This window comes from Cobetia sp. AM6, from assembly GCF_009617955.1.
In the GTDB taxonomy this organism is placed as follows: domain Bacteria; phylum Pseudomonadota; class Gammaproteobacteria; order Pseudomonadales; family Halomonadaceae; genus Cobetia; species Cobetia amphilecti.
On sequence record NZ_AP021868.1, the window covers coordinates 2,582,452 to 2,603,172 of the forward strand.

The 20,721-nt window shown below is 47.9% G+C and carries 15 protein-coding genes and 1 pseudogene; 2 read left to right on the forward strand and 14 right to left on the reverse strand.

From position 1 onward, the window contains the following. Positions 1-119: 119 nt before the first annotated feature. The 4 genes from CLAM6_RS10920 to CLAM6_RS10935 all read right to left on the reverse strand — a co-directional run bounded on the left by CLAM6_RS10920 (position 120) and on the right by CLAM6_RS10935 (position 4,155). Complete coding sequence (locus CLAM6_RS10920; RefSeq protein ID WP_153636089.1) at positions 120-1,286, reverse strand: nucleotide sugar dehydrogenase; 1,167 nt, start codon at positions 1,284-1,286, stop codon at positions 120-122. A gap of 147 nt (positions 1,287-1,433) precedes the next feature. After that, the gene (locus CLAM6_RS10925; protein WP_153636090.1) at positions 1,434-2,189 is read right to left on the reverse strand and encodes a glycosyltransferase family 2 protein; all 756 of its coding nucleotides are present in this window, start codon (positions 2,187-2,189) and stop codon (positions 1,434-1,436) included. Positions 2,190-2,200: 11 nt separating this feature from the next. Further along, positions 2,201-3,607 carry a mannose-1-phosphate guanylyltransferase/mannose-6-phosphate isomerase gene (locus tag CLAM6_RS10930; protein ID WP_153636091.1) on the reverse strand — a complete coding sequence of 469 codons (1,407 nt, stop codon included), beginning with the start codon at positions 3,605-3,607 and terminating at the stop codon, positions 2,201-2,203. Between the two features lie 20 nt (positions 3,608-3,627). Beyond that, complete coding sequence (locus CLAM6_RS10935; RefSeq protein WP_197738669.1) at positions 3,628-4,155, reverse strand: GDP-mannose mannosyl hydrolase; 528 nt, start codon at positions 4,153-4,155, stop codon at positions 3,628-3,630. Here CLAM6_RS10935 and CLAM6_RS10940 point away from each other — a divergent pair. Then, positions 4,154-5,295 (forward strand): annotated as a pseudogene (locus tag CLAM6_RS10940) (IS3 family transposase). The gene CLAM6_RS10935 and the pseudogene CLAM6_RS10940 overlap by 2 nt on opposite strands. Positions 5,296-5,359: 64 nt before the next feature. Here CLAM6_RS10940 and fcl read toward each other — a convergent pair. From fcl to CLAM6_RS10990, 10 genes are all read right to left on the reverse strand, one after another. Next, positions 5,360-6,334 (reverse strand): GDP-L-fucose synthase, encoded by a 975-nt coding sequence (gene fcl, locus CLAM6_RS10945; protein ID WP_153636092.1) that lies wholly within the window; start codon positions 6,332-6,334, stop codon positions 5,360-5,362. Between the two features lie 2 nt (positions 6,335-6,336). Next, positions 6,337-7,458 carry a GDP-mannose 4,6-dehydratase gene (gene gmd, locus CLAM6_RS10950; protein WP_153636093.1) on the reverse strand — a complete coding sequence of 374 codons (1,122 nt, stop codon included), beginning with the start codon at positions 7,456-7,458 and terminating at the stop codon, positions 6,337-6,339. Continuing rightward, positions 7,455-8,441: a glycosyltransferase family A protein gene (locus CLAM6_RS10955; RefSeq protein WP_153636094.1), complete on the reverse strand. Its 987-nt coding sequence runs from the start codon at positions 8,439-8,441 to the stop codon at positions 7,455-7,457. The genes gmd and CLAM6_RS10955 overlap by 4 nt, the downstream gene beginning before the upstream one ends. An 89-nt stretch (positions 8,442-8,530) precedes the next feature. After that, complete coding sequence (locus tag CLAM6_RS10960) at positions 8,531-9,766, reverse strand: hypothetical protein (protein ID WP_153636095.1); 1,236 nt, start codon at positions 9,764-9,766, stop codon at positions 8,531-8,533. A gap of 138 nt (positions 9,767-9,904) precedes the next feature. Continuing rightward, positions 9,905-11,143, reverse strand: coding sequence for a hypothetical protein (locus tag CLAM6_RS10965; protein WP_153636096.1), 1,239 nt, complete (start codon positions 11,141-11,143; stop codon positions 9,905-9,907). A 9-nt stretch (positions 11,144-11,152) separates the two neighbouring features. Further along, positions 11,153-12,190 (reverse strand): hypothetical protein, encoded by a 1,038-nt coding sequence (locus CLAM6_RS10970; protein WP_153636097.1) that lies wholly within the window; start codon positions 12,188-12,190, stop codon positions 11,153-11,155. 99 nt (positions 12,191-12,289) lie between these two features. Then, positions 12,290-13,573: a lipopolysaccharide biosynthesis protein gene (locus CLAM6_RS10975; RefSeq protein WP_153636098.1), complete on the reverse strand. Its 1,284-nt coding sequence runs from the start codon at positions 13,571-13,573 to the stop codon at positions 12,290-12,292. Positions 13,574-13,615: 42 nt separating this feature from the next. Then, complete coding sequence (locus CLAM6_RS10980) at positions 13,616-14,911, reverse strand: sugar transferase (RefSeq protein ID WP_197738671.1); 1,296 nt, start codon at positions 14,909-14,911, stop codon at positions 13,616-13,618. A 49-nt stretch (positions 14,912-14,960) separates the two neighbouring features. Further along, entirely contained in the window at positions 14,961-17,189 is a 2,229-nt protein-coding gene (locus CLAM6_RS10985) for a polysaccharide biosynthesis tyrosine autokinase (RefSeq protein ID WP_242007654.1), read from the reverse strand. A gap of 81 nt (positions 17,190-17,270) precedes the next feature. Continuing rightward, positions 17,271-18,434 carry a polysaccharide export protein gene (locus CLAM6_RS10990; RefSeq protein WP_277876230.1) on the reverse strand — a complete coding sequence of 388 codons (1,164 nt, stop codon included), beginning with the start codon at positions 18,432-18,434 and terminating at the stop codon, positions 17,271-17,273. A 676-nt stretch (positions 18,435-19,110) separates the two neighbouring features. Between CLAM6_RS10990 and CLAM6_RS10995 the strand changes: the two genes are divergently transcribed. Next, positions 19,111-20,100, forward strand: a complete 990-nt coding sequence (locus CLAM6_RS10995; RefSeq protein ID WP_153635087.1) for an IS481 family transposase — start codon at positions 19,111-19,113, stop codon at positions 20,098-20,100. Positions 20,101-20,721 lie beyond the last annotated feature (621 nt).

Genomic DNA, 20,721 nt, shown 5'->3' on the forward strand with positions numbered 1-20,721 from the left:
AGGCGCGCAGCATGAAAGTCTTCACCTGATCCCTCTCCCCCCGTGCCTGTGAACCCATACGAAAACGCCGCATCACTAGGATGCGGCGTTTCGTTTCGAGCAAGAATCAGAGCTCTGGATCAATCGTTGCCGAACAGATCACGGGTATAGACCTTGTCGACCACATCGGCGAGCTCTTCCGCCATGCGATTGCTCAGGATGACATCCGCTTCCTGCTTGAACGCCCCTAGGTCTCGCATGACGCGTGAGCCGAAGAAGGTATCTTCTTCCAGCACCGGCTCGTAAACGATAACTTCAATCCCCTTGGCCTTGATGCGCTTCATCACGCCCTGCATGGCACTGGCGCGGAAGTTGTCAGAGCCGGACTTCATCACCAGACGATACACCCCCACCACCTGCGGGTTGCGCTTGAGCACAGATTCCGCAATGAAGTCCTTGCGCGTGGTGTTGGCATCGACGATGGCCTGGATCATGTTGTTGGGCACTTCCTGATAATTGGCCAACAACTGCTTGGTATCCTTCGGCAGGCAGTAACCCCCATACCCGAAGGACGGGTTGTGATAGTGCTGGCCGATGCGCGGGTCCAGCCCCACCCCTTCGATGATCTGCCTGGCATCCAGGCCATGTGATTCGGCGTAGGTATCCAGCTCGTTGAAGTAGGCGACGCGCATTGCCAGGTAGGTATTGGCGAACAGCTTGATGGCCTCTGCCTCGGTGCTGTCAGTGAAGAGCACATCGACACCCTGCTTGATGGCACCTTCCTTGAGCAACCCGGCGAACACCTCGGCACGCTCGGAGCGCTCACCAACAATGATGCGTGACGGATGCAGGTTGTCATACAGTGCCTTGCCTTCACGCAGGAACTCCGGCGAGAAGATCAGATTCTCGGTATTGAAACGCTCACGCGCCTCAGCCGTGTAGCCCACCGGCACGGTGGACTTGATCACCATCACCGCGTCAGGATTGATGTCGCGCACGTCCTGAATCACCGCTTCAACACTGGAAGTATTGAAGTAGTTGGTGGTGGTATCGTAATCCGTCGGCGTCGCGATGATCACGAAATCGGCACCACGATAGGCCTCTTCCTTGTCGAGGGTAGCGCGGAAACTCAGGTCCCCACGTGCCAGAAACTCGACAATCTCAGCATCTTCAATCGGGGCGACACCACGGTTCAGCCCTTCCACTTTCTCCGGCACGATATCCAGTGCGATCACTTCATGATGCTGTGCGAGCAGCATGGCGTTGGAGAGGCCGACATAGCCGGTGCCTGCGATGGCAATTTTCATTTGCAATCCTGTGTCAACTATCGTTTGTGCTTGAGGCCACGAGAAATCCTGTCTCTATCTAACCACAAAAGTGACAATAAGTTCCCTGAGACAAATTGAATCAAGCACGTACTTCCTGAGATATAGCACGAAAAGATAGCACTAACTTTACTGCGACCCTTTCATAATGAACTGTGGAAGTTTGGATAAATTCTTGTAAGGCAACGCAAGCACAGGATTAACCCCATTCTTCATCATGGCGGATATATCTTCTCGTGACTTGCGGATGATCTGCTTCAAACTACCATTGCTGGCGCCTCCCAGACGCATCTTCACCAAAACCTCAGGCAGGTAATGTACCTTGACCTTGTCACTGGCAAGATAGCGAAGCAATGCATCATAGTCGCCGGCAATACGGTAAGCGAGATCAAAGCCCCCCAGCTCTTCATAGAGTTCTCGACGCATGAAAAACGTCGGATGCGGTGGCATCCAGCCATATTTCAACTTGCCAGTGCTGAAACTGCCCGACTTCCAATGGCGAATGACATGGGCAGTATTGGCCGCTTTCACATACTGAAGGTCGCCATATACGGCACCAATCTCAGGATCCTCAAAGCAGTCAGCCACACGTGACAAGACTTCGTCATGCGCGTACAGATCGTCAGAGTGCAAGAAACCGACAATATCACCTGTCGAATTCACGATACCTTTGTTGAGCGCGTCGTAGATACCCTTGTCTGGCTCTGATACCAATACATCGACCGGGCCCAGGGTTCTACGCGCAACCTCAACAGTATCATCCTTGGAGGCGCCATCAATGACTACATGCTCGACATTGCCCCAGCTTTGACGCTTCAGTGTGGCTATCGCTTCGCCTATCGTGGCCTGACTATTGAAGCAGGCCGTCACGACGGAGATTTTCAACTGATCCTCCATCAGGTACGTCCATATCGATCATTGAAACGTATGATGTCGTCTTCGCCCAGATAAGAACCGGACTGAACTTCAATCAGCTCCAGGGGTATCTTGCCGGGGTTTTCCAACGCATGAACCTGCCCGATCGGGATATAGGTTGACTCATTCTCGCTGACAAGCTGAGTCTTGTCGCCAATGGTAACCTTCGCCGTCCCAGAGACGACGATCCAATGCTCAGCACGATGATGATGCATCTGAACGGAGAGTTTCGCGCCAGGCTTCACGGTAATGCATTTGACCTGGTAACGATCGCCTTTATCAATACTGTCGTAGACACCCCAAGGGCGGTAAACCTCGCGATGATTGATATGCTCCTGTCGATCTTCGCGCTTGAGACGTTCGACAATCTTCTTGACTTCCTGCACCCGGTCCTTGTGAGCGACCAGTACAGCATCCTTGGTCTCTACCACGACCAAGTCTTCAACACCGACTGTAGCCACCAGGCGATGATCTGCATGCACCATCAAGCCATGACTATCGTGAAGCATGACATCCCCATGACAGGCATTCCCCTGCGCATCATGTTCCTTGACGTCCCACAGCGCTGACCAGGAGCCTATATCACTCCAACCTGCTTCAAGTGGCACAACAGCCGCCTGTTCAGTTCGCTCCATCACAGCATAATCGATGGAGTCTGATGGACAGGCCTTGAAGGCTTCCGCATCCAATCGCGTGAAGTCGAGATCTTGACTCGCGCCAGCCAGTGCCGCGCGACACGCCTCGACCATGGCTGGCTGGAAGCGCTCCAGTTCTTCCAGGTAGCGCTTGGCAGAAAAGAGGAACATCCCACTGTTCCAATAATAGCCACCTGAGACCAGGTAATCTTCAGCGGTATCGGTGTCGGGCTTCTCGACGAAGCGCTTGACGCGGAAACCGAAGTCATTGAGGCCTTCGCCACGCTGAATGTACCCATATCCAGTTTCAGCGTGAGTCGGTACGATCCCGAACGTGACCAAATGATTTCCCTCAGCCAATGTTTGCGCATGGCTGATACTTTCATGAAATTTCTCGACATCACGGATCAGGTGATCAGCCGCAAGTACCAGCAGTAGCGCATCCGGCTCTTCCGCTATGGCTTGCAGTGCGGCTACAGCAATAGCAGGTGCCGTATTGCGGCCTTCTGGTTCAAGCAATATACGGGCGTCAGATACCCCTTGCTGACGCACTTGCTCTGCGACCAGAAAACGGTGCTCTTCATTGCAGATCAGCAATGGGGCACGATGATCAAGGGGTTCAAGGCGCTTGAGTGTTTCCTGCAGCATGCTGCCTTCACCGGTGAGAGGCAGGAACTGCTTGGGATTCAATTGACGTGACAGTGGCCACAGCCGAGAGCCACTGCCCCCGGCCATGATGACGGGAGTAATCATGGTAATTCCTTTTGAAAATGTCAGAGTGTTACTGCTGGCAGGTAGGCGCGGGTATTGACATGCACTCTCTGGTCTTGTGCGATAGCGCCCGGTGGCCACCATTGGTAGCCACCGTGCTGCTGGCGAGGCAAGGTTGCGAGATCAATATCAATATTCAATTGATAAGCGAGCACTATATAGTGTGTCGAGATCTCGGCATCAAACATGCTATCGATGTAGAAATGTTGATAGACGCCGAGAAAGCACATGCTTGAAAGCGGTACCGATTGACCCAGCTCATCCTGAGTCAAACGCAGGGCAGTCGCGTCAAGAGTTTCTCCCTTGAGTATTCGCCCACCAGGGACGAACCAACTGCCCTGCGCCGGACGATTCAGCCGCTCTCCCAATAACCATTCGCCTTGAGGATTGGTAATTACAAAATCCATGGAGACAAGCGGTGTATGCGATACGATATGCCGAAAGTCATCACTGCTCAGCCAACCCTGAAGTGGTCCAATTGGAGCGGACACCCCGATAAGCCTCATAATAGAGGCGATGGAGGTGTTCATGACCAAGAAGACTCGACGTCGGTATTCCGATGAATTCAAGGCCGATGCGGTGAGCCTGGTGAGCGATCAGGGATATACCGTATCCGAGGCAGCTCGGCGCCTGGGAGTTGACCGTAGCTTGTTGGACCGTTGGTGCCGCAAGCAACGTCAACAGACTTCAGGCGCCTCGAGCCAACACGCGGATGATCGCGACGACGAGATCAAGATGCTCCGCGAAGAGGTTCGTAAGCTTCAGATTGAAAAGGATATTTTAAAAAAGGCGGCGGCCTTCTTCGCCAAAGAATCGAGCTGAGATATCAGTTCATCGAATCGGAGAAGGCCGCCTATCCAGTGGCCTTGCTGTGTCGGGTCATGCAGGTCAGCCGGAGTGGTTTCTATGACTGGCGACGGCGTGGCCCAGATGATCATCGCCAGGCCCTTCACCGTGAGGTCAGAGAGATCCACCGCCGGAAGCGAGGCAGCTACGGCAGCCGCCGCATCGCCAAAGAGCTGCAACGTCGTGGCTACGAGGTTGGCCGTTACCAGGCCCGGAGTCTGATGCGGGAAGCCGGCGTAGAAGCAAAGCAGCGGCGCCGCTGGCGTCATACGACCGACAGTGAGCACAGCCTCCCGGTGGCGCCCAACCTGCTCAACCGTCAGTTTTTGGTGTCGGAACCGAACCGGGCCTGGGTGGCCGATATCACGGCGATCTGGACGTTGGAAGGGTGGCTCTACTTGGCGGCAGTGCTCGATCTCCACGACCGGCAACTTGTTGGTTGGGCGATGGCAGACCACATGCGCACACAGTTGGTTCTGGACGCCTTGGAGATGGCCGTAGGGCGCCGGCAACCCAAGAGCAGATTGATCCACCACAGCGACCGCGGCAGCCAGTACGCGTCACATGACTACCGATCCACGCTGGATCGGCACGGGTTCCAGACCTCCATGAGCCGCAAGGGAAACTGCTGGGACAATGCTGTTATGGAGCGGTTCTTCGGCTCACTGAAAAGCGAGTGGCTGGCTGACCAGCGATATGGAACCCGCCAAGCAGCACGGCGAGATGTGATCGAATATATCGAGATGGAGTACAACAGCTGCCGACTCCACTCGACCTTAGGCTACCGAACGCCGAGGGATATTGAACTGGCTGCTGCGGCTTAAAAATGTGTCCGCTCTCACTTGACCAGAACACCCTGCGTGATAGCTGGCAACTCATGCATGAGGCTCAGCCACGGAAGCGATCCTGATTTTCGATAAACCAGCCATAGGCATCATCAAGCCCCTCTTCCAGGGTAATGCTTGCTTCCCATCCCAATGCCTTGAGGCGTGAAACATCCATCAACTTGCGAGGCGTGCCATCAGGCTTGCTGGCATCAAAGGTGAGTTCACCCTCAAACCCGATAACACGCTGCACTGTCTCTGCCAGCTCGCGGATGGTGCAATCAACACCAGTCCCCACATTGATATGAGACAGCATCGGTGAGGTATTGGCCTGATAGATGCTATCGTCGAGTTCCATGACGTGCACACTGGCCGCTGCCATATCATCGACATGCAGGAACTCACGCATCGGGGTGCCACTGCCCCAGACAACGACCTCTTTTTCCCCTTGCTGCTTGGCTTCATGGAAGCGACGCAGTAAGGCAGGAATCACATGAGAATTCTGTGGGTGGAAGTTGTCATGTGGACCATAAAGATTCGTCGGCATCACGCTGCGGTAGTCACGCCCGAACTGACGATTATAGCTCTCACAAAGCTTGATACCGGCGATCTTGGCGATGGCATACGGCTCGTTGGTAGGCTCCAGGGTGCCAGTAAGAAGCGCTTCTTCACGCATCGGCTGCTCAGCATGCTTGGGGTAAATGCAGGAAGACCCCAGGAAAAGCAGTTTGTCCACATCAGCCAGATGAGCAGCGTGAATGATGTTCGCTTCAATCATCAGGTTTTGATAGATGAAGTCAGCCGGATACGTGTTATTAGCTTGAATCCCGCCGACCTTGGCTGCTGCGAGGTAAACCTGATCAATGGCATGCGCCTTGAAATAAGCCTGCACTTGGGCTTGATCTAGCAGATCCAGCTCTTCGCGGCTAGCCGTCAGGATATTGCGGTATCCAAGCTTCTGGAGGTGACGCACGATGGCAGACCCCACCATACCGCGATGGCCTGCGACAAATACTGTCTGATCAAGATCGCGAGCCATGATCAACCCTCCACCGAAACCGGGATCTCGTAGCCATGCTCCTTGAGCAGAGCATGACGCTTGGCGACCTTGAGATCTTCCATCACCATTTCAGCACACATTTCTTCTACCGTGATTTCCGGCTCCCAGCCAAGCTTGGCTTTGGCCTTGGACGGATCACCCAGCAGCGTTTCGACTTCAGCGGGACGGAAGTAACGCGGATCAACACGCACAAGCACATCGCCAATCTTGAGAGCCGGTGCCTTATCGCCTTCGATGTGATCAACAATGGCTTGCTCGTCAACCCCTTCACCTTCAAAGCGCAAGGTGACACCCAGCTCCTGGGCACTCAGTCGAATGAAGTCACGAACTGAAATCTGCTTGCCTGTCGCAATAACGAAGTCTTCAGCTTCTTCCTGCTGAAGCATCATCCACTGCATGCGCACATAGTCCTTGGCATGCCCCCAGTCACGCAGGGCATCCATGTTACCCATGTACAGGCACTCTTCCAGGCCCTGCGCAATATTGGCGAGGCCACGAGTAATCTTGCGTGTTACGAAAGTCTCACCACGGCGCGGAGATTCGTGATTGAAGAGAATCCCGTTACAGGCGTACATGCCGTAGGACTCACGGTAGTTGACCGTAATCCAGTAAGCATACATCTTGGCAGCCGCATACGGAGAGCGCGGATAGAAAGGCGTAGTTTCGCGCTGCGGAACTTCCTGCACTTCACCGAAGAGTTCTGAGGTAGAAGCCTGGTAGAACTTGGTCTTCTTCTCCAGGCCCAGTAGACGAATCGCTTCCAAGATTCTCAGGGTACCCAGAGCATCGACATCAGCGGTGTACTCCGGTGATTCGAAGCTGACGGCAACATGAGATTGAGCGGCCAGATTATAGATTTCGTCCGGCTGCACCTCTTGAATGATACGCGTCAGATTGGAAGAATCCGAGAGATCGCCATAGTGTAGGACAAAGTTCTGGTTTTTAACATGCGGGTCCTGATAGATGTGATCCACACGTTGAGTATTGAATAGCGACGCACGGCGCTTGATACCATGCACCTCATACCCCTTTTCAAGCAAAAGTTCGGCAAGATAAGAACCGTCTTGTCCTGTCACGCCTGTGATCAATGCAACTTTTTTCATTTTAAACTTTTCCCAATTTTAACGATAGATTTTTTAAAGTCATTAATAAATGACAGCACAGCTAATCTTCCATAGAACAAGAAACTGTAAGGATACTTTCTGAAGAATTTTCTACTTCCATGCTCTCCATTATTAAATTCAAGCCTTAGATACGGTAGATATTTATTGATATATTCATCACTAACATTCAATTCGAACCTACTATCATATCTTATATGCGCTGTATCAAATGATAAAAATCTCCACTCATAATGACCTAGCAATAATTGCGTAGAAAACAAATCAAAGACAAAACTATGATTTTGTCCTTTAGCTCCACAATTAGTCGTTAGACTGACACGCGGATACACGAAGTATTTATCTTTATGGCACATATATCTTGCGAATTGTTTTTTCCAAGAACTACTAGGCCATCTAAGTATATATTCTGGAGTTACACCATCAATCTTAGTTTCAGAATCATTATGGATTAACCAGTCTTTAAAATCAAACCAATGTTTACTAGTCCAAGCTTGTCCCCAAGAAGAAGGGAATTGCATGAAGAAATTATCATATCCATCTATGACGGGATACAGTGGCTGCTTATCACTCTCTTTAACCATGTAAGAATAGAGGGAGACTCCGCAAATAGAGTCATCAGCTTTGTAGAAGTTTATTGCATCTTTTGTATATTGTAAGAAAAATGGGGATACTACAATATCTTCTTCTAGCATTATGAACATGTCATACTCGGAACCCAAATCACCACAACTTATGACATGTTTTTTTAAACCTAGATTTTGCTTGTGAAGTATTACTCTTTTATTACCATAGATCCACTCGAAGTCATGGGCAATATCTTTTATCGCATCTTGCGAAGCACTATGATCAATAGAGATCACGAGGTCAATTTCACTAACTATCTTCGAGTTTGCAATTGATTCTAATAGTCTATTTAATTCAAATGACCTATTAAAGGCCACTATAATAATCGCTTGTTTCATTACCCCACCTTAAAAATAAACTTATTAAATGATAACAAAACCACATATAACTCTGTAACTATTGCAATTACTGCTAACTGATTTATAACTTATGCCGAAATTCTTGATGTAATCCTTGAGGAATTAAGCGAGCTAAGCCATTGCCCAATCACAATACCAAAAAGAACACATTCGTATGAAATATAAAGATATCTACCATTTACAAACAATAAGAAGCAGAAAAAAGGCACGAAAGAAAGGCAAGCAATTTCTATATTACTAACATTAGAGCTATGCAAACATCTAAATAAAGATTTTAAACCAGCAGCTATTAAACCCAGTATGATAAATAGTCCTAGTACAAACCCGAATGTAATTAATAAGTTTATCAGCGAAATGTCATTAAAATCACCTGTTAAGCCTCTTGCTCTCATAATAAAGCCACTAGGCAACATGTCATAACTATATTCAAACAGGTAATAATGCATTTTATCGACTCTATCTGTATCCTGAGCCTTATCTAAATTACCTGAAAAGTATGGCAATACTCTATTTACAACTCTATAATAAGCAAAGATATCAAAATAGCTTTTCCCATACCAAAGAAACAGCAGAAATAAGCTTGTCGATGTAAATAGTAACGTTATAAATATCATCAATGAATTAATCAATATCTTAAACTTTCTTTTAATAATCATTAAGTATATAAAAGAAAAAATTGTAGATAGGATACCTGTAGCTATAACCAAGCGAAAGCCCGATAAAAATACTAATGGCATAAATATAATAGCTATCAGTAGAATCCTCTTCCAACTTTGACTACAAATTGCCAATGAAACAGTTAAATACAAAGCTATTACATTTACCGGGGCTATTCCACGCCAATCTTTCATAACTTCTTCAGAGACTTTTATCCCAATCAATTCACCTATTAACACTCCTATTAAAAAAGAAAAAATAATTTTTTCATTAATGTGTTTTACATATGGCCATAGGATAGCAGAAAAGGCTATTATAAAAAAAGGACGTGCAGAAGAAATTAACGGAATAAAACTAGACTCGTAAGCTCCTATTAATATATTTGTTATAAAAAAAACACAAATCCATACAATGCAAGTTAATTTTTTTATTCCGATTTGAAAATGGAACTTTTTATTAGATATAAAGATTGCACATGTTGCGAATATTAAAAAAAACGGTTCATAAATAAATACTGGTAAATTAAGTATGTCTATTTGTATTCTACTTATAAGCTGGCTAAAGAAAAGAAACCCAATGAAAAAAGAAACTATCTGAGAAAACCTATTAACCTCGCGCTTGTTATTAACACTACTACTAAACGTCATAGATTATTCACAACCATTTAATTTAATATCATTCGATTAAATAAATCAGTGAAAACTAAGCCATGTTTTCATCCGACGCATAAATCAAGCTATATAAATTTATACCATTCAGAATACCGATTCATATTTTCCTATACATTAACCTTGATTTATCTTAGTTAACTTGCTAGCCAGACTCTTAAATACTGCACTAAACGATACTTGAAACGAACACTTTAACAAACGTTTTGAACTAATCCAGGGAAGTTGTAAGCGTATGAATGTATTGGTTAGCTTTACCTCAGCATTTTCTTGAAAGCCTTCTTTTCTAACTAAATATAAACCTTCTCCTCTAATACCAAGCATCACACTCAATAAAGGATTCCCTAAATTAATATCATATGATGCGATTAAATGATTATTCTTATGGAACCTTCTTGTTAACACATACTCTTTATAAATATCTTTTTTGTTTTTAGCGCATGCTAAATCAAACTCTACATCAGAGAGCCTAATATTTAAATCTTTTAGCACCATACTATTGTCACGTATATCTAATTCAAGAAATGAATCGAAAATAGTAGAGCCATCTATCTCGCTAACATTATAACTACTAAGGATATTTCTGGTATTGGAAAAAGATACACCAATAATTCCGGACATATTAGTTCCAGTTTGCCCACCAGTGCATAGTGCTAACGACTGTTTAGGAACAAGTGAATAATAATCCTTATAGGTTAACCAAAAATTGAACAATTTTTTCCAAGAAGTATCTGGCCATTTTTTTACACGCTCTGGCAATCTATAATATTCGGATGCATTGTATTCATTTTCAAGCCAGGTTCGAAACTCATCCCATTTTTCTTTCCACCAAACTTGTCCCCAGCTTGAAACTGACTTGACATAATAGATATCCCCATTTACTTCATCTAAACTATTTTTAAAAGGGGCAAAGTCGTTATATTGAAAGTTATATAAAGATATAGACGCTACATTAACTTGAGATTTCGCTAACGGTATCGTTTGAACTAGATATTTGAACACATTTGGAGACAGTACTAAGTCATCCTCGAGCATGACAATAGTGTCATACTTATCAGTTAAGTCACCACACCTTAATATATGATTTTTTAATCCTAGCCTATCACCATGGATAATTATTTCATGTATTAAATGACTATAGCTATTTGCAGTATTTATAACCTCATCATTATTTCCGTCAATGGAAACAATCAGTTTTGGCCTTACTTTATTGAAAAAACAAACAGTTTCGAAACTCGACAACAAGCTGGCTAAATCTTTAGGACGGTTATATGCTGTTATAATGAAAACAGGCAAATCGTTTGTAATAGCGTCAATACTATTACGTGCTGGTTTATTATTGATGGCTACATTCACGTATTCCATTTACAATGAGCCTTCAATTAATTTAACGGACTCTTCTTTCCATTGACCTATTATTTCACCTACAATCCTATTACTACTAATATCATCATTGACTTTTTTTTGAGATTCATTGATCAATAATTCACTTGCAGCTTTATCGTCACCATACTCAATAACTATATCATTAGTACCAGTATATTTTTTATATTTTGAGATCAATGACTTATTCCTGACTATTGGTCTTTTATTATTTTGGAAAGAACGGCCATATATACCCGAAGCCTGATCGTAACTAGGATGATAGCAGCACCAAATAAAATTAGAAATATTATATAAATCATTTATCTCTTCATCGGTTAAATACTTATCGATTATTAAGACACCATAGCCTTTCAATTCTTCAGCTGCATCTTGGCAAGCTACATCCACTTTCCCAGCTACTACTATTTTTATTTTCTTAGCAAGACTAGGATCATATTTAACCATGCTATACAGGAACATAAAACCTTTTATAATGTTGACCGTTCCTATAAAACTTAAAACTTTCACGTTTTTATCGTCATGAATAAATAGATCGGAAAAAGCATCTCTTTTTGGTTTTACTATTCCAGTATCAATATCCCACAACTGTGGATCGTGTATCCAATTATTAGAAATTTTCACATATTCTGGGCATAAATCGTGCGGTATTATGCTTGTTATCGTTAGGCCTGGTAATTTGACAAGCCCTTGGAACAATAATCTTTTTACTTTATATATTAATTTATCGTCCAGAAAACATTGCTTTGGCCTCAAAAATATACCTACTGTACGAAGGCCAAGTAAAGCTCTAATTATCGATACCATTGTAAACCCAAAATAGTCATCGTCTATAGTAGCAAAAATAAGTTTTTTCGTTGTACATAGGCTGATGAACTTGGATCCGAATATTGGTCCGCTTTGTGGGATTAATTGAAACATATTTGAAAATAACGCCAAATAAGATCTTCTATGCCCTGACAAATTACTTACATGCACTATTCCTGTAGGAGACGCCTTCTTACCAAGCATGTTTTTCATATAAACCCTTTATATTTTATCGATATATAACTGTCAAATGAAAGACTAAAATCGATTCTTTAACAGCTATCGAATAAAAAAAATAGTAATATATCTTTACTACTTGTTAGTACAGACTTTAACAGCAAATAATACTATAACAACGTTTGAAAGCGTACTTATGGTGCTAAATATAGCTACAGACAATAAACCACTATTAAAGGCATAGAACCCTACTAATAAACCTACAGCTCTAGCTAAAATACTTACTATCTCGATTAATAGCAATCGCCTTTGTAGCTTTAAAACTGGTATAGCAGCTATACTAGGTTTATTTATAAAACCAGAGAATGACCATATGGCTAACCACTGCGCATATTCACCAGCCACATACCAGTTATTCCCAAAAATAGTACTAAATAAAGAAGGACCAAAGAGTATCACTATACCAAATGGAATAGCTCCAACTAATGCCATGATTAATGTAGCTTTGACAATTATATCTCTTGAGCTCTCTTTATTTTGTATAGCAGAAGTTATTCTAGGATAGAATACTGATGTGACTGCTTCGCCTATAAGAGTTGTCGGCAACCCGAGTATAGTTCTTGACAACGAATAATAGCCAGCTGATGCAGGTCCAATAAATGCAGTTAGCATTAATATTGGCATTCCGAAGGATATCGAGTTTAAAACAATCTGTGGAGTTCTATAAAAAATAAAATCGCGGTATAATCGTACTGTTTTTTTGTATAAAACCACACCACTTATATTATTTGGTATCCGTGAAAAAACCACGATCCTTTTATTATATATGGATAGCCAAAGATATATCGCATGTATTAAATTCCCTATAACTGATATAACAATCAAAGAGATTGCCGCCGGATATACCAATCCTAGTAATACTTTAGTAGAATTTATAAATACAGACTGCCATACAACAGCTTTCGCCTTTATTTTAAATATTTTTCTCCTATTAATCCATTGCGATAATAAGCTTACAACAGAAGCTATAAAAACAGCAAAAGATAATAAGCCCAAGCTGATTCTATCCAATCCCAAATCAAAATTTTCCGATAATTTTTCACCGAATATTATGGCAATACAAAGAATCAAAGAAGAAATAAAAAAAGATAAAAGCAGTACTGCGGAGCTTATTTTCCTTGCACTGAGGTCATATTTAGGTAGTACTATAGCTAATGGTAAACTAAGTGAAGCAATAGGATTTAATATTGTCTGTATTGCAACAAACACACCCAATATACCCAATACTTCGGGTGAATATAATCTTGTTACAATTGGTGATATTAAGATGCCAATAGCTTGTGCTCCGGCTGTTCCAGAGACTAGTATCAAGACGTTAATAAAAAACTTACTATTTTTTATATAACTAATGAGCTTCAATTAAATTTCCTAAGATAAATAGGTTTGCTTATACCTTTAGTTTTATCGACTACCAGTCCCTATTACAATCGTTTTAATAGTCCTTAATAATATTAGCAAATCGAGCCAAAAAGAGAAGTTTTTAATGTAATAAAAATCGTATTCTAACTTCTCTACCATACCATCAATTTCAGCTGCATACCCTTGTTCTACTTGTGCCCAACCTGTGATCCCAGGCCTAACAACATGCCGGTAGTGAAAGAAAGGTACATCTTTTTCATACCATTCAGTTAAATTCATTGACTCTGGACGCGGGCCAATCATGCTCATGTCCCCCTTCAAGACATTGAATAATTGCGGTAGTTCATCCAAGCGACACTTGCGAATGAAACGGCCCACACGCGTGATACGTGGATCACTACCTTCCTGGGTAAAGCCACTGCCCTTCATGTCGATATACATGCTACGGAACTTGTAGACCGTAAACGGACGGCAGTGGAAACCCATACGCGGCTGGCAGAACAGCGCCTTGCCCGGGCTATCCAGACGAATGGCAAGTGCCGTCAGCAGCATGACAGGGGCCAACAGCGGAATCAGAATCAAGGCCGCACAGATATCCATGCCGCGCTTGATGACTTCATAGTCTTCACGTGGCGTCAGGGAGCCGAATTCATTGGCATAGAGGTGATCCAGCAATACCTTGCCGGTGATCATTTCATGGGCCTGGGTGGCGTGATACACCGGAATACGGTGAATCGTGCAGTCGGCGAGGAAGCGTTGCCATTCTTCCGGGAGATCCGCACGCAAATCTGCGACAACCGCATCGATTCGCTTGAACCCGACCAGTGTCGGTTCCTTCATCGCATACCAGTACACTGATTTGCTGTGGTCGTCGCACAACGCCGGCGCCTTACCAAAGGGCACCACTGCCATGCGCTTGGTGGTCACCTTGCTGTCAACATAATAGAAGGCCCCACCGAAGACGATGGCCAGCACGAAGGAAATCCCGACCTGCAGACGTGACACCTCGACTTCCAGCACACCGCAGATGATGATGAGCAAGGTATAGGAAGCCGCAACTGTCGGAATGACGTAAGTGAAGGAGCGTGTCCCCGGCAGTTGGCAAAGACGATTGATCAGCGTCAAGGACAAGGTGAAGGCGGCGGCAGTGCCCAGAATCGCATTCCATTGTGCCAAGGTGGAGGTATTCCAGAAATCGAATCCCCAGCGGTACATGGCAGGCAGTACGACAACCAGCAGCACGCCAAAGAATGTCTGCAGGCGCTTGCTGGCAAGCAAGCGCTCGTAGTGCCGTGAATAGCGGCGTTGATGCTCCATGGTAGAGCTCACCTCTTTCATGTCTGGTTCCCTTCGAATTCAATATGACTGATGACGGAATACAACGGGATCATTTATAGCTGTAGTTGTAATAGCCATAATTCTCGCCATAGGCACCGGCGGCCTTGCGCTCCATGGCGTTGAGGATTCCACCTTTCACGGCAATCCCAGAAGCTGCCAGGCGCTTGAGAGAAACTTCCACTTCCTTGGGCGCGTTCACCTCGAAGCGTGAGACCAGCAGTGTCGTGCCCACATGCTTGCCGATGACAGCGGCATCGGTGACGGCAAGGATGGGCGGAGAATCGATGATGACCAAGTCATAGCGCTCGCTGACGGCGGCCAAGAAGTCCTGGAAACGTGCACTCAGCAGCAGCTCCGAGGGGTTGGGCGGCGCAATGCCACGCGCGACGTAGGAAAGTGTTTCAAGTGCGGAAACAGGGCGAATGACCTCTTCCAGTGATTTCTTGCCTGCCAGGTAGTCACTCAAACCACACTCGGAGCGCTCATCGAAGATAGAGTGCATGTGTCCCTTGCGCATGTCGGCATCCACTACCAGCACGCGTTGCCCGGCCTGGGCACAGACAGCCGCCAGGTTGGCCGCAATGAAACTCTTGCCGATCCCCGGGCTGGGGCCGGTGATCATCAGGGTGTTGGATGAGGATTCCAGCATGGCGAAGTGCACGCTGGTGCGTAAGCCACGCAAGGCCTCGATCGCGAGATCCGCAGGATTTCGCTCCGCCAGCAGTCCGTTGGGAATCTTGCGCGAATGCTTGTCTGTCGCGCGCTTCACCTTGCGGCTCAGCTTGCCCTGCTCATCCGAGAGCGGGATGGTGGCATACATCGGCAGGCCCAGCGCTTCCAGCTGGTCCGGCGATTCCACGCCACGCCGGAACGCCGCACGCAGCAGAATGATACCGACGGACAGCATGCCACCCAGCAGTGTCATGATGACCACGATCATGGCCTTCTTCGGCTTGACGGGCTGCGGCAAGATACCGGCATCGTCCAGGATGCGCACATTGCCCACCGTACTGGCCTTGGCGATCTCCATTTCCTGCACTTTATTCAGCAGCTGCACATAGATGGCCTGAGTCACTTCCACACTACGTGTCAGGCGCAACACTTCCTGCTGGGTTTCCGGAAGGTCCTTCACCTGAGCATTCAGCTTGTCCATCTCGCGCTTGAGCTGAGACTTCTTCTCGAGCAGTGCCGCGTAGGTGGGGTGGCTAGGCGTATAACGCTTGGCGATCTCGGCTTCGGTCAGTTCCAGCTGATTGACCTGGGCCTCCAGATTCACGATGCGCTCCAGCACTGACTGGGTCTCCAGTGAGAGATCCACACTGTCACGTGACGTCCTGAACGCATTCAGGCGCGATTCCGCCTCATCGAGCTGGGCACGCACCTTGGGTACCTGGTTATCGAGAAACTCGAGACTGTTGCGCGCCTCTTCACTCTGACGCTGAACATTCTGTGAATAATAGATATCCGCGATGGTATTCAGCGTGCGCTGTAGCTCACGCGGCTGCTCGCCCGTCATCGACCAGGAGAGAATGCCGGTCTCCTTGCCCTGCTCCGAGACGGAGAAGGAGTTACGCAGATTCTCGATCGCCTGCATGCGGCTGATGTGGGTCAGCTCGAATTCCGCGCCTGTAGCGGCATTCAAGGCAGTGACACGCAGATTCAGCTGACCATCGGCAAAGCTGTCCAGCTGATTGATGCGCCCCTTGCCCAGCAACTCACCGTCCTGGATCAGCTCGTAATGCGCATCATCAACGACACGCAGGGTAATGGTGCTACCCAGCATGGCGTCATCGACAGGCATCTCACTGACGCTGATGCTCTCCCCTGCCCAGGTACTTGCCCAACCCTGGGCGAAATCCGGGCGCTCCACCCCGCGACGCACAAGGAAATCTCCCAGCAGTGGCAGTCGCTTCGGCGTGACGGTGACATCCAGGTTGAGCAGGTCCACCGCGCGGCCGAGTACCATCCGCGAGCGGATGATCTCGATCTCGGACTGTGACGGCGGCTCCTTGCCCAGAATCGAATTGACGTCAGCCAATGGATTGGTCGAAGGGGCATCATCGATCTGGATCAGGGCATCCACCTTGTAGATGGGCGTCGCCAATAGCGCGTAGACCACCCCGATGACGGCAAAGAGGCCAGTGATCGCGATGATCCATTGCTTGTGATCGAGCAGGATGCCGAACAGGCGCCCCAGATCAATCGCATCGTCATCGTTGTCGCGAGTGGCAGGCGCTGGCATCGCCCCAGTGACCGTATGTTGCGGGGTCTGATTCATGAAACACCCTTCGAGTGCTGCGGCTCTCGTGAGAACCAGTGGTAGATGGTAATGAAGAGGGGGACAGGAGGATGACGCGGATCAATCATCACTGCGCAGGTCATCGAAATCACTGGCGGAACGCGTCACCTGATAGACGGCGGTCAGCGTCGGCAGCAATTGGTTGACGACACGGTTCCAGCGACTGAGCGGCGCGGCCGTGACGTAGACCACATCCGAAGGCTGAAGCATGAATTCCGCACCGATCACGAAGGCCGCCGAATCACGTGCATCCAGCTGGTAGACCGTCGCCAGCTTGCCAGTGCTGGTGTCCGCACGCCGCACGACGAAGATGCCCTTGGCATCTGCCTGGCCTTCATCGATACCGCCAGACTGTGCGATGGCATCCGTCAGCGAGATACGCGAATTGCCCATCGCCAGACTGCCCGGCAATTGCACCTCGCCCATCACGTAGACCTTCTGATTGCCCACATCCGGGATGTGCAGCACATCGCCGTCGCGCAGCAGACGGTTGTTGCTCAGCGCGCCATTCTGCAGCAGGTCATACAGCGAGAAGTGCTCATCACTGTCATCACGCGTCAGTACCACGTCGTGCCAGTTGGCCAGCGGTGACAGCCCGCCTGCCTGATTGACGGCATCGAGGATTGTCAGCGGCACATTGGTGATTGGCAGAATTCCCGGCGTTTGCACCTGGCCGGTGACATAGACCTTCTGGGACTTGAATGCCGCTACCTGCACATCGATCTGCGGTGACGCGATATAACCAGACAGGCGACGCTCGATGACGGTGCGCAATTCCTTGACCGTCAGTCCTGCCGCTTTGACGCGCCCGATGTAGGGATAAAAGATGGTGCCATCGCTGTGCACGCTGTTGCCGGATTCGATGGCGCTGCGTTCAGAGCCGGCAGGGATGGTCAGTTCGGGGTGATCGTAGACGATGATATTGAGCACATCACCGCGACCGATGCGGTAATCGTAATCGGCCAGCTGCTGTTCAAGCAGCGGATTGTCACGCTGGCCCTGGCCAGGACTGTCATTCAGGGCATCTACCATGCCGAAGGTGATCGGCTTGACCTCAAGCGCATCATCCAGCGGGGCCGTTTCTGCCTGATAGTCCATATCGCCACCGGGAGCGAAAGCACAGCCCGTGGTAGACAGCACGGCAATCAACAGCGCGGTGGTCATTGCCAGGCGGGGGCGCGGCGACAGCGCACAGCCCTTGCCAAACATGGTGACCTTGATCATGTAAAACCCCCGAAAACTGCAAGATGGAATGGACAGCCTCATGCTGCCCTGAAAGAGAAGGTGTCGTGGTCAGGCCGCGACGTAGTCAATCGAAAGTCGTCAAACGAAAATAGGCTCAGCAGCCCAACCCCGACGTGTCAGTCAGGGTGAAGAGACAGAATGTAGAGAAAGGATGCGCTGGGTGAATCTCGAGGACAGCCAGAGAGCTGTCTGATGTTGGCCTGCATTGCGCAAGGCCTGTGACAAGTCTCTCCATCCCAATCGCTTATCGTGAGCGCGACCTGAATTTGGGCACGCTACCGCCCCAGGGTGGTTGACGGCGCATCCCTGAGGCCCTGACGTGAAGATATTGATGTCTTCCAGCTTATGTCGCGCCTGGCTACCTGTTTCCCTGGCGGCATCAATCTTTACTGATGCACGAAATCCTTGCTGCGAGTGGCAACCCGAATTCAAGGCAGGATCATTCCCCTTGAGGAAAATCCGACGCTCTGAACTCGTGGACAGATATCGAGCATAAAATTTAATTAGCTAATACTTAACAATCAGGAAAGTAATCCCGAAACACAAGACGCAACAAGCCCTAGCTGTAGGGTGCCGGATGATCGGATTTCACAACGAAGCTATCCTTTGTTAGCCTCTCGTGAGCTCATCAAGCAATTGATTCAGGAAAAGCTTCATGGACATCAAGCTGCATAAGCAAGCGACGACGACACCGAAAATCCGTGCCGACATCCAAGCAGCTCCTTCGAGCATGACGAACAAAGATCTCGCTCGTCAGTTCGGGGTCAGCGTCTCAACTATACAGCGCTGGCGCTATCGTGATGATGTCCTGGATCGCTCCCACACACGTCATAACCTACTCGCGACTCTGACCTCAGAACAGGAAGAGATCGTCATTGCCGCTCGTGAACTGCTTCGCTTGGGGCTCGATGATCTACTTGTCGTTGCTCGGGAATTCCTGAACCCCAATCTGTCGCGTTCCGCGCTTCAGCGCATGCTCAAACGACGTGATGTACCGACTCTCGCCAAGCTGGCGCGTCAAGATGCGAAGGAGGACGAGAAGCCCAAGCATCGGCCTTTCAAGGATTATGAGCCCGGGTATGTGCACATTGATATCAAGCACCTGCCCCAAATGCCTGACGAAGATCAGAAGCGTTATCTCTACGTCGCGATTGATCGTGCCACTCGGTGGGTGTATCTGGAGGTCAGATCAAGTCAATCTGCAAAGGACGCCCAGGCGTTCATGAAGCGTGTGGAAGAGGAGGCTCCCTTCACGATTCGAACCGTGCTCACGGACAATGGTAAATCCTTTACCGATCGCTTCACCGTGGGTGGCGAACGTAAGCCCAGTGGAAATCATCTTTTCGATCAGGAATGTCAGAACCATGGTATTGAGCATCGATTGATCAGGCCAGGCAGACCCCAAACGAACGGGATGGTGGAGCGCTTCAATGGGCGTATCAGCGATGTTCTGGCGACTCGGCGTTATGACTCAAGTGAGGATTTAGAACAGACACTCGAGCGTTATTGCTGGCTCTATAACCACCACATTCCTCAGAAGGCACTACACCACAAAGCGCCTATAGCAGCAATGAAGGAGTGGCAGGTCGAACGACCTGAGCTGTTTACGCAAGCTATAGTCAATCAGACGGAACCCGACACCTAGCAGTGCAATCGTCTTGTAGATCGCCAGTGCTATCAGATGAGGACTTGTTTTTTGTTCAAATGAGTACAGGATTCAGGTTTCGGTCTAATAAGACTTGTACAACCCTATCGACTCATACTGCCTGGACGGGACCAGTCACCACGAATCAAACGGCAGACAAGCCATGACAGCCTGTAACCGACACTGCTGAGGAGAGAATCTATCGGACTTTGGTAGAGACACCAGCACCGCAAGCGCAAGATCCTTCCTGCGTGTCGTCAACACGGCATGTCATTCAACCGGTGACTCATCCTATCTGTGTCGCAAAAAAGAAACACAGCCTTTTCAATAAGGGACGCATGATACTGCATTCTGGGACTCTCGTTCCACCCTTTATTCATATTCTTCCGCCACCCGCCATGGCGAGAAAACGAGAAAATACCACCCAAGTTACTGATAACACGCGCATTATACGGGCGGTTGCGCGCTTGGAGCCGCATTCCACGCTTGCAGATCATGAATCAGTGCGTAGCCAAAAGACGACACGGGCTATGTTCAAGGACAGCCGGATTACAATTCACACCAAAACTTGAACAATATGGTTACACAAAGCATTAGCCTTGCAGTAAGTAATTGACTAGA